Source organism: Staphylococcus delphini (genome assembly GCF_900636325.1).
Classification (GTDB): domain Bacteria; phylum Bacillota; class Bacilli; order Staphylococcales; family Staphylococcaceae; genus Staphylococcus; species Staphylococcus delphini.
Genome location: NZ_LR134263.1, coordinates 1,348,558 through 1,363,985, shown reverse-complemented (window position 1 = coordinate 1,363,985; position 15,428 = coordinate 1,348,558). Strand labels below are relative to the sequence as shown.

Below are 15,428 nucleotides of genomic sequence, written 5' to 3'. Positions count from 1 at the left end.
AACTTCGCCTATAAATAGGGATATGGGAATGCATTGTCGACAATAACGGCACCTCCCCTTTAACGCACAATAACTTAGGATAGGTATTAAATCGTGCAGCTTTAACATATGCGCACATACTTGACACTTTGATCTTTGTAAACAATGTCGCATGCTTAATGAAGGATGCTCAGCAAATTGTAGCAAAAAACTCATTAAACTACTACCTACAAAAAATAAGGCGACAATCATTCTATACACCTCCTCAACACCGTCGAATCTTTAATTCACGACAGCACCATTTCATTGAATGCATTTATTATATGCACTTCCACGTGAGCGGTCAAATCGCCAAAAAGCACTTTATACGTCGAAAAAAACGTAAATGATAAAAAACCACCTTATATGTTTCACGATTTCTCGGAATACATACAAAGTGGTTCAATTTTTATGAATTAAAGTCAACTTTAGATTTCACTTCACTGATGAAATATAGACTACCTGTAATGAGCAATGCATCGCCATCGTAGTTATTTATAAATGAGATGTAATCATCAACCATTGTTTTCTGCCCAAAGTCAATTTCATCATATAACGTTTGTTTAGGAAGTGCTTTCGGAAAGTCAAAACCTGTCACATAAATATGCTGTGCAATACTTTGGAAAGCGTCTAACATATGATGAATCGGTTTCCCTTCAATAGCTGCAAATAAGACATCAACTTTGGGTGCATCATAATACTTCTCAATCGTGTCCACTAATGCGTCAACGCTTTCTTTATTATGTGCACCATCAATAATGATAAGCGGTTCTTTAGAGACACGTTCAATACGACCTGTCCAATATGCATGTTCAATCCCTTCAATCATTTTGTTGAAGTCTAATTGAATTTTTTCTTGCTCATACAACTCAATTAACGCAGTAATCGCAAGAGCTGCATTTTCCTTTTGATGTTCGCCTACCATGTGTAATGCTAAGTTTTCTAATTCGTAATCTTTATAACGATATGTAAATTCATCGTCTTCTGATTTGATTAAAATATCACGATCGAATTCTAAAGCTTTCGCATCTAATCGTTCAGCAGTATCTCTAAAAAACTTCAATGCTTCTTCATTTTTAACAGCGTAAACAATTGGCGTATGCGGTTTAATAATTGCCGCTTTATCTTTAGCAATGTCTAAATACGTTTGACCGAGAATGTCCGTATGATCTAAACCGATACTCGTCAAAATACTCATCAACGGCTGTATCACGTTTGTAGAATCATTTTTAACACCTAGACCTGCCTCGACGATTACGAAATCAACTGGATGAAGCTCGCCGAAATAGAGATACATCATGGTTGTAATGATCTCAAATTCGGTCGCAACTCCTAACTCAGTTTGTTCCTCCATCATTTCACTGACAGGTTTCACACGAGCCACTAGCGCTACTATATCTTCGTTTGTAATTGGTAAACCATTTAAACTGATTCGTTCATTAAATGTTTCGATATATGGAGACGTAAAAGTACCCACTTGATAATCATTTTTGAGTAAAGCTTCACGTAAATAAACAACCGTAGAACCTTTACCATTCGTCCCACCGACATGAATAGCTTGGATATTCTGTTGTGGATTACCAAGTTTATCGAGCATCCATTCCATACGTTTTACACCTGGTTTAATGCCGAATTTTGTTCTTTCATGTATCCAATATAAACTGTCTAGATAATTCATAACTAAGACTCCTACGCTTTTAATTGTTCAATTCTCGCCTTGACACCATCATATTTCTCTTGATATTTCACTTGTTTTTCTTTCTCTTCATTAATGACGTGCTCAGGTGCTTTATTCACAAAGTTGTCGTTTGATAATTTTTTATTAACGCGATCTAACTCTTTTTGCCATTTTTGTAAATCTTTCTCTAGACGTTCTAATTCCTTGTCCATATCAATCAAACCTTCAATAGGTAAAATGACTTCACCTGCAGCAACGACTGTTGTCATCGCTTTATCTGGAATGTCGATTTGTGTTTCAATTTCAAGCGTACTTGGATTACAGAAACGTTCCAAGTAATGTTGGTTCGTCTTTAATAATTGTTGAATCGTTTCATTTTTAGCTTGAATTTTAATAGGAATTTCTTTAGATAGTGGTGTATTCACTTCTAAACGTGATTGACGTACCGCTTTAATGATTTCAACTAACTGTTCCATCACGTCTTTACTTTCTTCAAACACGAGCGATTGATCTACTGTTGGCCATGCGCTTGTCACGATAGATTCACCTTCATGCGGTAAGTTTTGCCAAATGTGTTCAGTAACAAACGGCATAAATGGATGTAATAAACGCATAATACGATCTAAAGTGTAGCTAAGTACAGAGCGTGTTACATTTTTCTGAGCTTCATCGTCACCGTTCATTGGAATTTTACTCATTTCAATGTACCAGTCACAGAACTCGTCCCAAATAAAATTATACAATACGCGGCCCACTTCGCCAAATTCATACTTGTCGCTCAGCTGTGTGACAGTGTCAATCGTTTCATTCAAACGTGTTAATATCCATTGATCTGCAACTGATAAATGACCTGATAAATCAATATCTTCAAATTTGAATGAGTCACCAATATTCATCAAACTAAAACGTGCGGCATTCCAAATTTTATTAATAAAGTTCCAAACAGATTCTACTTTTTCTGTTGAATAACGTAAATCATGACCTGGTGAAGAGCCTGTCGCCAAGAAATAACGTAAGCTGTCTGCACCATATTGATCAATGACGTCCATTGGGTCCACACCGTTACCTAATGATTTACTCATTTTTCGACCATCTTCAGCACGGACTAAACCATGTAATAATACGTCGTTAAATGGTTTTTGACCTGTGAACTCTAAGCCTTGGAAAATCATACGTGCCACCCAGAAGAAAATAATGTCGTATCCCGTCACTAATACATTCGTTGGATAGAAACGTTGATAGTCTGCTGCATCTTCATTTGGCCAACCGAGTGTTGAAAACGGCCATAACGCACTAGAGAACCATGTATCTAACACGTCTTCATCTTGCGTCCAATTTTCAATATCTTCTGGCGCTTCTTCACCGACATAAATTTCTCCTGTTTCATTATGATACCAAGCAGGAATTTGATGTCCCCACCACAACTGTCTTGAAATTGTCCAATCACGAATCTCTTCCATCCAGCGATTAAATGTTTTTTCGAAACGTGGCGGTACAAACTCGATACGGCCCTCAGTATCTTGGTTATTTAAAGCTTGTTCAGCAAGTGGTGCCATTTTAACAAACCATTGTGTTGATAAATATGGCTCAACGACAGCGCCTGAACGTTCGGAATGACCGACAGAATGTGTATGGTTATCGATTTTAATCACTAAACCTTTATCCAACAAATCTTTAACGAGTTGCTTACGACATTCAAAACGCTCCATACCTTCATATTTGCCCGCTTCACTATTCATGTGACCTGCTTCATCCATTACGACAATACGTTCTAAATCATGGCGATTACCGATTTCAAAGTCGTTCGGGTCGTGTGCAGGCGTTACTTTCATCGCACCACTACCGAAGTCTTGATCGACATAGTCATCTGCAATAATTGGAAGTTCACGTCCGACAATTGGTAAAATCACTTTCTTGCCGATCACTTCTTTATAGCGTTCATCATTTGGGTTGACGACAATCGCCGTATCTCCAAGCATCGTTTCAGGTCGTGTCGTCGCAATCTCAATGTAACCTTCACCATCTGCAAATGGATATTTGAAATGATAAAACTTGCCTTCTACGTCTTCATGTACCACTTCAATATCAGAAAGTGCGGTTCTCGCCACAGGGTCCCAGTTAATAATACGTTCACCACGATAAATGAGACCTTTATTGTACATGTCTACGAATACTTTACGTACTGCTTGACTTAATCCTGCATCCAATGTGAAACGCTCTCGGGAATAATCTAAACCAAGTCCTAACTTTGCCCACTGTTGACGAATAAATGAGGCGTATTCCTCTTTCCATTCCCAAGCTTTTTCAAGAAACTTTTCTCGCCCAATATCATGACGCGAAATCCCTTCTTCTCTCATTTTCGCTTCTACTTTTGCTTGTGTCGCAATCCCTGCATGGTCCATACCAGGTAAATAAAGTGTTTCATAACCTTGCATACGTTTCATACGTGTTAAAATATCTTGTAAAGTCGTATCCCACGCGTGACCTAAATGCAACTTCCCTGTCACATTCGGTGGTGGAATCACAATAGTATATGTAGGTTTATCTGAATGATCATTTGGTTTAAAAAGTTCTTGGTCTAGCCATTTTTGATATCGACCCGCTTCAACTTCTTGCGGATTATACTTCGGTTTCATTTCCATTAAAAATCCCTCCATTAAAATAAAAAAACACCTGTCCAAAATAGGACGGATGTTCCGCGGTACCACCTATATTCAATAGTGTAGACAAACCTCTACACTACTGCTCTCTTATGATTAACGCTCATGACACGCTTTAACCTACTCTTAGTTCAATTAAAGTTCAAAACGGGCTACCTTCAGTTATGACTTTTATGCATTTCCAGCTACCATGCACTCTCTATAAAAAGCAAATAACTTACTCTTCCCTGACACTATTTTTGATTTCATTCTTATAGTATACTGAAACGACAATGAAGTCAATACAAGGAGGAACGAAAACATGAACCCATGTGCATTTGGTACAAAAGATCCACTTTATCTCAATTATCACGATCACACCTGGGGCAAACCGCTGTATGATTCACGCGCTTTATTTGAATTGTTAGCCCTAGAATCACAACATGCGGGTCTTTCGTGGTTAACGATTTTAAAAAAGAAGGAAGCCTATCAACAAGCATTTCACAATTTTGACCCCTATCGAATTGCACAAATGCGTGATGAAGATATTGATGCATTAATGGCCTTTCCAAATATCATACATCATCGTCCAAAATTAGAAGCCATCGTCTCACAAGCGAAAGGTTATATTCAAATTGAGCAGGATTACAACAGTTTCAGTTCGTTTTTATGGTCATTTGTCGATGGTGCACCGGTCGATTTTAAATATCAATCTGTTGAAGAACGCATCACCGTTAACGATACAGCTAAAGCATTATCAAAAGCATTGAAACAATATGGATTTAAATTTATTGGTCCTGTTACCGCCTTTTCATTTATGGAAGCTGCCGGCCTTTATAACAGCCATTTAGTATCATGTCCGAACCGATAAAAAATGCTAGACAAACCCATTTCAGCGTTACCATCAATGTATGCCACAATATAAAAGGACTTGGACGTAACATCATCCAAGCCCTTAATTGATATCATTTTTATTGTTACGCTCTATATATTTCAAATACACACTAACGAGTGGTGCAATTAAAAATAGAATAAAGAATACACGGAAAATATGATAACTTGAAATCATCGCAATGTCCGCACCGATATCCAATGCGACCAAGACAATTTGACTCATTCCACCTGGTGCCGCACCAAGGAATAATTCATCAATAGAAGCATGGTTAATGAACTGTACAAGATATACCATTGCTAACGCCCCAAATATAAGCATGACATTTTGATAAGCAATAGCAACTGCAATTCTCCCTTTTAATTGATCTGTTAAATGCGCAATTTGAATGCCGACACGAATCATATAAATAATTTGTGCGCCAGCAATAATGGGTGCATCAAGTGTGAATGTATGGTTCGTTACAAAATTCCAAATGATTAACACGACGATAGGTGCCATCAACATTTTTGTGGGGAAATGAATCCACTTCATCAGCATATAAACGACAGCAATTCCTAAAGCGATAATGACAACGTGTTGTATCGTTAAAACATCCGTTAAATATTGTACGTTCGTTTGATTGACACGATTCGAATGATCAGTTTTAAAGAAAAATGATATTAAAGGCACTAACAACACAACAAAAATGACACGTGACGTTTGTGTCAGACTCACGACAAGGATATCTGCTTTTTTATTTTCTTCAGCCATTACAATCATCTGACTTAACGCCCCTGGGATTACGCTTAAAATAGCCGTTTCACGATTGACATGTGCAATTTTTCTAAAACCAGTGGAGACGACAAGGGCTAACAGTAAAATGAGGACACTCACTAAAACAATCGCGAGCCAATCATCTTTAATATCACTTGTCACACTTCTTGTAAATGAAGTCCCAATTTGAACCCCTAGCATAATTAAGCCTAGTTCACTCAACCAAAACGGCCATTGAACATCTCGTTTTAGTACTTTTACGACAAAAATACTTGCCAAAATGGGTCCGAACATCCATGGCAACATGATATGCAATGCAAACAAAATCCAACCAAACAAAAACGCAATAACGAGTACAAGTAAATTATTGAACATTTTATTTTGTGCCATGGCCTCGCCTCCTAATTTTTTATTACAACGAGGAGTAAGGTTAACACAGTTCTCGTATGACCTCACTCCACTCATAGCAATCATATATTATACGCTTTTCTATTAAACATGCAATTCGCAAAACTTATACATTAGATTTACGATAAATGATGATCAGCGACATGAAAAAAACCTAGGATAGTAGGCTTCAAATATGCACCATCACGAAAAACAGAGGTCGGGACACGTCAATCCCAACCTCATCTATAGTCATATTTAATTATTTTCCGAGACGCTCTAACGCAACATCGAAAGCATGCAATGTTTTTTCAATGTCTTCTTTTGTATGTGCTGTCGATAAAAACATACCTTCAAATTGTGATGGTGGCAAGAAAATGCCTTGTTCAGCAAGTTCTCGATACAGTTGGCTAAACAATTCTAAATCGGATTGGTTCGCTTCTTTAAAGTTTGTGACTGGCCCTTCATTTAAGAAGAATCCAATCATAGAACCTGCTCGATTTACTGTTAACGGCACTTGATGTTTGCTGAAGATTTCAGTTAATCCTTCTTCTAACCTATCACCAAGTTCATTAAAGTAATCATAGCTTTCTGGTGTTAATTGGCTTAATGTCATATAACCACTCGTCATTGCAAGCGGGTTACCTGACAATGTACCTGCTTGATAAATGTCTCCACTTGGTGCAATATGATCCATAATTTCTTTACGGCCACCGAAAGCACCAACAGGTAGACCACCGCCAATCACTTTACCTAGACACGTTAAATCTGGAATGACGTCAAAATAGCCTTGTGCACAATTGTAACCAACGCGAAAACCAGTCATCACTTCATCAAAAATAAGTAAAGCATCATTTTCTTTCGTAATGTCGCGTAACCCTTGTAAAAAGTTGTTAATCGGTGGTACGACACCCATGTTTCCTGAGACGGGCTCTACAATGACCGCTGCGATATCATCACCAAACTCTTCAAATGCGTATTTTACCGCTTCAAGATCGTTATAAGGCACCGTAATCGTATTTTTCGCCGTACCTTCTGGAACACCGGGTGAATCCGGTAAACCTAACGTTGCTACACCAGAACCGGCTTTAATTAACAACGAATCACTATGACCGTGATAGTTACCTTCAAATTTAATGATTTTATTTTTACCAGTATAACCACGTGCTAAACGTAATGTGTCTAATGTTGCTTCTGTTCCGGATGACACCATACGCACTTTTTCAATAGAAGGCACACGTTCAATCACTAATTCAGCTAAACGGTTTTCTTCTAATGTTGATGCGCCAAAGCTTGTACCACGTTCGACAACATCATGAATCGCTTCAATCACTTTAGGATCACGATGACCTAAAATAAGCGGCCCCCAACTGAGCACATAGTCAATATATTCATTGCCGTCAATATCATAAATTCGGCTTCCCTCACCGCGCGCCATAAAAATCGCTGGTGTGTCTACTGATTTAAATGCACGTACGGGGCTGTTCACACCTCCTGGCATCAGTTGTTCTGCTTTTTCAAATGCTTTAATTGATTCGTTATAACGCAATATTGCCGCCTCCTATTATTGTTGATCTAAATATTGACAAATGTCTTTCGCAAAGTAAGTGATAATCATATCTGCGCCTGCGCGTTTCATAGAGATCATTTGCTCCATCACGACTTTTTCTTCATCAATCCAACCATTTAATGCTGCTGCTTTTGTCATACTGTACTCACCACTCACATTATAAGCAATAATCGGTATGTTGCTATTGTTACGTACATCACGAATAATATCAAGGTAACTTAACGCCGGCTTAACAATCATCATGTCTGCCCCTTCGTTAAGGTCAGATTCCAACTCACGTAACGCTTCTAGACGGTTCGCTGGATCCATTTGATACGTTTTACGATCACCAAATGACGGTGCAGATTCTGCTGCATCACGGAATGGGCCGAAAAAGCTTGACGCATATTTAATCCCGTAACTCATAATTGGAATATGATAGTATCCTGCTTCATCTAAACCTTGGCGAATCGCTGCTACGAATCCATCCATCATATTACTAGGAGCGATAATATCTGCACCCGCCTTCACTTGAGAAACAGCTGTTTGAACGAGTAAAGGCAATGTTTTATCATTATCGACATCATGTGTATGTGGGTCAATCACACCACAATGACCATGATCCGTATATTCACATAAACATGTATCGGCAAGAATTAATAAATCATCATACATGGATTTCGCCAAACGTGTTGCTTTTTGAATAATACCCTCTTCAATAAATGCGCCTGTCCCACATGCATCTTTTTCATTCGGAATTCCAAAGAACATAATGGCACGAATCCCTAAATCATATGCCGCTTTCAATTCTTCATGTAGTAGATTTAAGCTGATTTGGTATACACCTGGTAAAGATTTAATTTCTGTTTTAACATCATCTTTTTCTACAACAAAAATAGGATAAATCAAATCTTCTTTTCTCACATGTGTTTCTCTCACCATATCGCGCATCACTTTTGATGAACGTAATCGTCTATGTCTATCGAATTGCATTATTGAACCCTCTCTTCTAAAATTTTAGTCACCATTGATTCTAAAGTTTGAATATCAGCAATAGAGCATGAATCGCCATAATCTTGAATTTGTCGTGCTGTTTGTTGACCAATGGCATAATACCTTTCGAAATTTAATGGTGTGTCATCGTCAAAAAAAGCTTTGACAGCAGAGGCACTCGCAAACGTCAATGCATCCACTTGACCTTGCTCGATACGTGCTTTGGCCTCCTTCACATTTTCCATTAAAAAACGTGACGTATACAAATCAATTTTATCAACATTGAAACCACGTGCTTGCAACGTTTCATGCAGTAATGGGCGCGCACGTTGACTGGATGGAATCAAAATGTGCTCTCCTTGTTGTGTGGGAAATGCCTCAAGAAAGCCTTCTTGTGAGTAATCTGCTGGGTAAAAATCCACTTGCAAGCCTTGTGATTCACAAAATGCTTTCGTTTTCTCGCCTATGACCGCTAATCCATTAAAATTTAACTGCTTTAAATAAGGTAGAAAATGCGTAACGGCATTTTGAGATGTAAAAACAAGCCAATCATAGTGACGACGAAGCACAGATTGATCAAAAGGAAGTGGTTCAGTCGTCACAAATGGAAGATGAAGGATTTCCGCGCGCTGATCATCATAACGCTTTGTTTGGGTCATCACTATAATAGGCTTCATCATTTACACCTCTTTCTCATTTAAAGCTTGAATAATTTTATCCGCACCTTGAGATTTAAGAACACGACTCACTTCGCTACCGACTTGTATTGGGTCTTGACCTGAAAATGTGTACTCAAATCTTTGTTTACCATCTGGAGACATAATCAAACCCGTGAATTGAATCTCAGTATCATTTTTACGTGTTGCATAGCCCCCGATAGGCACTTGACAACTCCCATTCATTTCTTTTAAAAACGTGCGCTCTGCTGTGACACATGCCGCCACGTCTTCATTATGTACTTTTGCGAGTAAAGCTAACAATTCTTCATCATCTGCACGACATTCAATACCAAGTGCACCTTGACCAATAGCCGGTACGAGCAAGTCTTCATCTAAATACGTTGTCACTATGTCATCAGACCAACCCATGCGTTTCAAACCTGCTGCCGCTAAAATGATCGCATCGTAATCCTCTGTTTCTAGCTTTTTCAATCGTGTGTCAATGTTTCCTCTTATCCATTTGATTTCTAGGTTCGGATATTTCGCTAAAATCTGTGCCCCCCGTCTTAACGAACTTGTTCCAATAATACTACCATCAGGAAGTTCGTCTAACGGAATATGATTTTTTGAAATGAAAGCATCGAATGGATTTTCACGGTCCGGAATACATCCTAACGTAAGGCCTTCAGGTAATTCACTTGGAACGTCTTTTAAAGAATGAATAGCCATATCAATATCTCGGCTAAAGAGTTCATTTTGTATTTCTTTCACGAATAAGCCTTTTCCACCGACTTTAGATAATTGGCGATCCACAATTTGATCCCCTTTTGTTACAATTTCTTTAATTTCGATATCTAAAGTAGGATCAACTTCTTTTAAACGATCAATAAATTGTTGGCTTTGAGTCAATGCAAGCTGACTTCTTCTTGAGCCGACGATAAGTTTACGCATAGTGCTTTCCTCCAATTAAAATAAGTTAAACTCCGGTCCATTGGTGAAATGTTGATAATTGAGTCACCACAACTAAATTGATCATACAGCATAAAAATAACATAATATTTAAATTCATTAAAAATGACTGCTTAAAACGACGCGTCAATCGTAATGTAATAAAAATAGAATAGGCAATAAAAATAATAATTGACGAGATCACTTTCAAGTCTAAAAAGATGTCATAGCCAATCGATACCATACCCCACTGAATCCCTAGCACGAGACTTATGAACATAAATATGACACCAACCAAAGAACTGTAGAACACTAACTTTTCAAGTGTTGCGATACTGCTCATTCTAAAGAAATTTTGCGTAAATCGCTTTTCTTTTAAATTTCGATACTGTATTAAATAAATAATCGCATTCACAAACGCAACTGCGAAAACCACATAACTCAATAATGCGAGTGAAATGTGGAAAAACAGTAATTCATTCAAAGCTGTGAGTCGCGCACCGTCCAATTTAAATTGTCGCGGATGGAACGTGTGAATCGTCATGAAGACAAACCCAATCACATTCAAAAAGGCGATCATAAAATCAGACTGACGCAACACGGACATCACAAAAGTAATCGTCAAAATCAACCACGTTAATACATAAAAACTCTCGATTAAAGAGGTTAAAGGGAGTTGCTTTTGCCATATAATAAACATAGTTAAAGAGATTGTTTGACAAAACCAAACAATCCCTAAAGCATAGAACCCTATATTTTGTAGACGATAATTCTTTTGAAACACATCAATGATCAAACACACCATACTGACTAAATAAATCAATAAAATGATTTCATGAAAACGTATGAAAAACGCTTCTTCCATAGCATCACCGTTCTTTAAGTTTCTATACTTAATAATCTTTCTTTCAACACAGATTTTTTCTTTTCAATCGCTTGTGTTTTATAATCTGCTTCAACTTCTAAATCAAAAATTTCTTGGAATAGTGCTAACTTCGCATCCGCATGCTTATCATCACTAATCTCTTTCGCTTGTTTGATCGGATCTTTTAGCATTTGATTAATGATGCTCTTCGTATGCTTAGAAATCACTTTTCGTTCGCGCTCTGACATATTGGGTAATTTACGGCTAATACTATCCATCGTATCTTGTTGGATTTGCATTGCTTTTTCACGTAACGCACGAATGACCGGAACGACACCGAGCATACGCACCCATTCATTATGTTTATCAATTTCTGTTGGAATACGTGATGCAATTTGTTCTGCTGCAAGTTGACGTTCACGCAAGTTTGCATCAACGAGACCCTTTAGATCATCCACGTCATAAATAAACAACTCGGAATGCGACATGTCGACAGGTTCAATATCTCTTGGTACAGCAATATCAATCATGACTTTTTGAGATGATTTCGCAACGCTTTGACACATTTCTAACATCTCTTTTGTAATGATAAATTGTTCTGCACTCGTTGAACTAATCACGATATCTGCTGAAACAATGGCTTCCCCTAGTGACGCCCATTCGCCGACTTGAACACCATGTTGATCTGCTAATGCTTGTGCACGTGATAATGTACGGTTAATGACTGTAATATGACTCACGCCAGCACCTTTTAAGTTTAAAACAGCTAATTCTGCCATTTCGCCCGCACCAATGACTAACGCTTGTTTTTTATTCATTTTACCGAACATTTTTTTCGCAAGTTCCACCGCACCGTAAGACACACTAATCGTATTATCAGCAATATCTGTTTCATGATGTGCTTTTTTACTAAATGTGATTGCTTGCTTGAATAGTTCATTAAAAATGGTACCAGTTGTTCCCGCTTCTTGTGCTGTGAAAAACGCATCTCTCATCTGACCTAAAATTTGTGTTTCACCTAATACGATTGAGTCTAAGCCTGCAGTAACTCTGAATAGATGTTCAATCGCTTCGTCCTCAATTTTCACTTCAGACATCCCCTTGATATCATCTACTTCAAAATTAAATTGTCGCGCTAAAAATCTTTGAATATAGTAACGTCCCGTATGAATTTGGTCAACTACCGCATACACTTCAGTACGGTTACACGTTGATAAAATCACGTTTTCTAAAATAGATTTTGTCTCGAACAACGCTTCATGCACGTGTGTCAAACTCTCTTCTTGAAATGAAAGTTTTTCACGACATGCTACATCAGCTGTTCGATGATTCACACTAACTGCTATTAAGTACATGCTTATGCCCCCATATATTCTACAATGACTACATTATAACACAGATTAGAGTCATTCTAATTAAAAATGCATAATCATGTTAAGATTTTTAAAATGACTTTCTAAATTTTTATCATAATTGTAGTCGTGCATGACTTTCATCTATTGATAATAGGTTATGCTTCCTCTATGAACGCACTAATGGCTGCCCAAATTTGGTCTTGTTTCTTTTTCTCAATGGAGGAGTAACTGATAATTTGATCGCCAGGTTCTAATTCCAATTTTTCTTTAATGATTTTAATATGCTTTTGTACTTTACCTTTAGGGATTTTATCTTCTTTCGTTGCGATAATGAGTGTTGGAATGTCGTAATACTTCAAAAAGTCATACATTAACACATCATCTTCAGTTGGCGGATGACGTAAATCGACTAATTGAATCACGAGTTTTAATGCTTCTCGTGTTGTGATATATGTTTCGATCATCTTACCGAAAGCTTCACGTTGCTTTTTACTTACTTTCGCATAACCATAGCCTGGTACATCGACAAAAATCAATTGGTTATCGATGTTAAAAAAGTTTAAAGTTTGCGTTTTACCGGGTTGTTGAGACGTTCTCGCCATATTTTTCCGGCCAATCATACTGTTAATAAATGTTGATTTTCCAACATTTGAGCGACCACTTAATGCAACTTCAGGCAAATCTAACTCTGGATATTGCTCTGGTTTAACAGCACTAATCAGAATGTCTACTTCATTTGGGTTGATATTCATCAGTTTTACACCTCGTTTATGTATCATCATACTCTTTTTAGATTACCTTAATTGCTCAAAGTTTTTCAACAAATGTTCGGTTTCTCTATATCGAAATAATGAGCATTTATATTTTTACATATTTGATATTGATATTAAAGCGAAAAAAGGCTGAGTCATAATCTGACCTGATTATGAAACCCAGCCTTTTTAAAATTAAGCGTGTTGAGCCATTCGATAACTTAACCGTGATTTTAAGCAGATGTTTTTGTTGTATTCACAAGGTTACCTTCCGCGTCGTAGAGTTCAGGCTCTGTCTCATTTACAATTGTTTCTTTTGTAATGACAACTTTAGCGACGTTTTCTGTAGAAGGAATATCATACATAATATCAATCAATGCTTCCTCAATAATTGAGCGTAAACCACGTGCACCTGTTTTTCTTTCAATCGCTTTTTCACTAATTGCAGCTAATGCTTCATCAGTAAATTCTAACGCAACATCATCTAATTCAAGCATTTTAGTGTACTGTTTAACCAACGCATTTTTAGGTTGTGTTAAAATGTTTTTCAATGCTTCAACATCGAGTGTTTCAAGGTTTGCGACGATCGGTACACGTCCGATAAACTCAGGAATTAAACCGTAAGTTTGTAAATCTTCTGGACGGATTTGCTCTAATAAGCTTGCTTCATCAAAATTAGAAGCTTCATTGCTCGCAAAACCGATTACTTTTTCACCGAGACGACGTTTAATCACTTCATTAATACCGTCAAATGCCCCTCCAAGAATAAATAAAATATTTGTTGTATCAATTTGAATGAATTCTTGGTTAGGATGTTTACGTCCACCTTGAGGCGGCACACTTGCTGTTGTACCTTCTAAAATTTTAAGCAATGCTTGTTGTACACCCTCACCTGAAACGTCACGTGTGATGGATGTGTTTTCTGATTTACGTGCAATTTTGTCAATCTCATCGACATAAATAATCCCTTTTTCTGCTTTATCAATATCAAAATCAGCAGCTTGGATTAAACGTAATAAAATGTTTTCAACGTCTTCACCGACATAACCTGCTTCAGTCAGGCTTGTTGCATCCGCAATTGCGAAAGGTACATTTAATGTACGTGCCAATGTTTGTGCGAGTAACGTTTTACCGCTACCTGTTGGCCCAATTAAAGCGACGTTACTTTTTTGTAATTCAACGTCATCATCTTTAGGTCCAAGTTGTTGAACACGTTTGTAGTGGTTATAAACCGCTACTGCCAATGATTTTTTCGCTTTTTCTTGACCGATAACATAGTTGTTTAATTGATCCATAATTTCTTTTGGTGTTGGTAATTCAGTGAGCTCTTCTGCTTGTTGTTGATTTAATTCTTCTTCAACGATTTCAGCACATAGCTCAATACATTCGTTACAAATATAAACACCGCTACCTGCTACCAATTTTTTAACTTGGTCTTGATCTTTACCACAGAAAGAACATTTTAAGTTTTCTTCATCATCATTGAATTTAAACATACTTTATTACACCCCTGTTCTTTTACGACTATACTAGAAAGCATTCTATTACGCAAATATAGACCATTTCAAGTTTTTTGCATTTTGCACAATAAAACACAAGCGATGTGTGATATTGTGGCTCCAGTAAAAGTCATCCTCAACTTCTGTATCTCATCTATTTTAATTCGTAGTGTCTTCATAAAGTTTCATACCAACGCTTCATCCAACAAAAGATACGCTCAAACTTGCTGAATGAACTTCCCCAAGCTTGCCGTTAATATACTATGTGCTAGCGACATAAAAATCAAATCATTTGCAAAAATACATTAACGTAACTGTTTAATCAGCTGTTGTCATAAATACTAAGCGGAGTGCGGTTGTTATCAAATGGTCATCATTTGATTACAACAACCCACCCCGGTTGATTTCACATTTTATTAAAATACATTTTGTCGAAAC

12 protein-coding genes, 1 pseudogene and 1 other annotated feature are annotated in these 15,428 nt (G+C 37.4%); of the genes and pseudogenes, 1 reads left to right on the top strand and 12 read right to left on the bottom strand.

The features are described 5' to 3' along the window. Positions 1-39: 39 nt before the first annotated feature. From EL101_RS13800 to EL101_RS06465, 3 genes and pseudogenes are all read right to left on the bottom strand, one after another. Positions 40-153, bottom strand: a pseudogene (locus tag EL101_RS13800) (prepilin peptidase); the annotation flags it as partial. A gap of 274 nt (positions 154-427) precedes the next feature. Then, positions 428-1,696: a bifunctional folylpolyglutamate synthase/dihydrofolate synthase gene (locus EL101_RS06470; RefSeq protein ID WP_096596892.1), complete on the bottom strand. Its 1,269-nt coding sequence runs from the start codon at positions 1,694-1,696 to the stop codon at positions 428-430. 11 nt (positions 1,697-1,707) lie between these two features. Next, positions 1,708-4,338 (bottom strand): valine--tRNA ligase, encoded by a 2,631-nt coding sequence (locus EL101_RS06465; RefSeq protein ID WP_096596890.1) that lies wholly within the window; start codon positions 4,336-4,338, stop codon positions 1,708-1,710. A 38-nt stretch (positions 4,339-4,376) separates the two neighbouring features. Further along, positions 4,377-4,599 (bottom strand) — a binding site (T-box leader). A 58-nt stretch (positions 4,600-4,657) separates the two neighbouring features. On the opposite strand from EL101_RS06465, the gene EL101_RS06460 reads away from it, so the two are divergent. Next, entirely contained in the window at positions 4,658-5,206 is a 549-nt protein-coding gene (locus EL101_RS06460) for a DNA-3-methyladenine glycosylase I (RefSeq protein WP_096596888.1), read from the top strand. An 84-nt stretch (positions 5,207-5,290) separates the two neighbouring features. On the opposite strand, the gene EL101_RS06455 is transcribed toward EL101_RS06460, so the two are convergent. The 9 genes from EL101_RS06455 to clpX all read right to left on the bottom strand — a co-directional run bounded on the left by EL101_RS06455 (position 5,291) and on the right by clpX (position 14,987). Beyond that, positions 5,291-6,373, bottom strand: coding sequence for an AbrB family transcriptional regulator (locus EL101_RS06455; protein ID WP_096596886.1), 1,083 nt, complete (start codon positions 6,371-6,373; stop codon positions 5,291-5,293). Positions 6,374-6,632: 259 nt separating this feature from the next. Further along, entirely contained in the window at positions 6,633-7,871 is a 1,239-nt protein-coding gene (hemL, locus tag EL101_RS06450; protein WP_394371202.1) for a glutamate-1-semialdehyde 2,1-aminomutase, read from the bottom strand. Positions 7,872-7,934: 63 nt separating this feature from the next. After that, positions 7,935-8,912: a porphobilinogen synthase gene (gene hemB / locus EL101_RS06445; RefSeq protein ID WP_096596882.1), complete on the bottom strand. Its 978-nt coding sequence runs from the start codon at positions 8,910-8,912 to the stop codon at positions 7,935-7,937. Further along, positions 8,912-9,589 (bottom strand): uroporphyrinogen-III synthase, encoded by a 678-nt coding sequence (locus EL101_RS06440; RefSeq protein ID WP_164715593.1) that lies wholly within the window; start codon positions 9,587-9,589, stop codon positions 8,912-8,914. Before EL101_RS06440 ends, hemB begins: the two co-directional genes overlap by 1 nt. Positions 9,590-9,592: 3 nt before the next feature. Continuing rightward, entirely contained in the window at positions 9,593-10,522 is a 930-nt protein-coding gene (hemC, locus tag EL101_RS06435) for a hydroxymethylbilane synthase (protein WP_096541648.1), read from the bottom strand. Positions 10,523-10,547: 25 nt separating this feature from the next. Further along, entirely contained in the window at positions 10,548-11,384 is an 837-nt protein-coding gene (locus EL101_RS06430) for a cytochrome C assembly family protein (RefSeq protein WP_096596878.1), read from the bottom strand. 14 nt (positions 11,385-11,398) lie between these two features. Further along, entirely contained in the window at positions 11,399-12,739 is a 1,341-nt protein-coding gene (hemA, locus tag EL101_RS06425; RefSeq protein WP_096596876.1) for a glutamyl-tRNA reductase, read from the bottom strand. Between the two features lie 155 nt (positions 12,740-12,894). Further along, positions 12,895-13,491 (bottom strand): ribosome biogenesis GTP-binding protein YihA/YsxC, encoded by a 597-nt coding sequence (yihA, locus tag EL101_RS06420; RefSeq protein WP_019165122.1) that lies wholly within the window; start codon positions 13,489-13,491, stop codon positions 12,895-12,897. Between the two features lie 233 nt (positions 13,492-13,724). Continuing rightward, positions 13,725-14,987: an ATP-dependent Clp protease ATP-binding subunit ClpX gene (clpX, locus tag EL101_RS06415; RefSeq protein WP_096596874.1), complete on the bottom strand. Its 1,263-nt coding sequence runs from the start codon at positions 14,985-14,987 to the stop codon at positions 13,725-13,727. Positions 14,988-15,428 lie beyond the last annotated feature (441 nt).

Excerpts from the sequence above, each read along its gene's own strand:
- EL101_RS06470 (WP_096596892.1), bottom strand. The coding sequence starts at position 1,696 with ATGAATTATCTAGACAGTTTATATTGGATACATGAAAGAACAAAATTC.
- EL101_RS06465 (WP_096596890.1), bottom strand. The coding sequence starts at position 4,338 with ATGGAAATGAAACCGAAGTATAATCCGCAAGAAGTTGAAGCGGGTCGA.
- EL101_RS06460 (WP_096596888.1), top strand. The coding sequence starts at position 4,658 with ATGAACCCATGTGCATTTGGTACAAAAGATCCACTTTATCTCAATTAT.
- EL101_RS06455 (WP_096596886.1), bottom strand. The coding sequence starts at position 6,373 with ATGGCACAAAATAAAATGTTCAATAATTTACTTGTACTCGTTATTGCG.
- hemL (WP_394371202.1), bottom strand. The coding sequence starts at position 7,871 with ATGCCAGGAGGTGTGAACAGCCCCGTACGTGCATTTAAATCAGTAGAC.
- hemB (WP_096596882.1), bottom strand. The coding sequence starts at position 8,912 with ATGCAATTCGATAGACATAGACGATTACGTTCATCAAAAGTGATGCGC.
- EL101_RS06440 (WP_164715593.1), bottom strand. The coding sequence starts at position 9,589 with ATGAAGCCTATTATAGTGATGACCCAAACAAAGCGTTATGATGATCAG.
- hemC (WP_096541648.1), bottom strand. The coding sequence starts at position 10,522 with ATGCGTAAACTTATCGTCGGCTCAAGAAGAAGTCAGCTTGCATTGACT.
- EL101_RS06430 (WP_096596878.1), bottom strand. The coding sequence starts at position 11,384 with ATGGAAGAAGCGTTTTTCATACGTTTTCATGAAATCATTTTATTGATT.
- hemA (WP_096596876.1), bottom strand. The coding sequence starts at position 12,739 with ATGTACTTAATAGCAGTTAGTGTGAATCATCGAACAGCTGATGTAGCA.
- yihA (WP_019165122.1), bottom strand. The coding sequence starts at position 13,491 with ATGAATATCAACCCAAATGAAGTAGACATTCTGATTAGTGCTGTTAAA.
- clpX (WP_096596874.1), bottom strand. The coding sequence starts at position 14,987 with ATGTTTAAATTCAATGATGATGAAGAAAACTTAAAATGTTCTTTCTGT.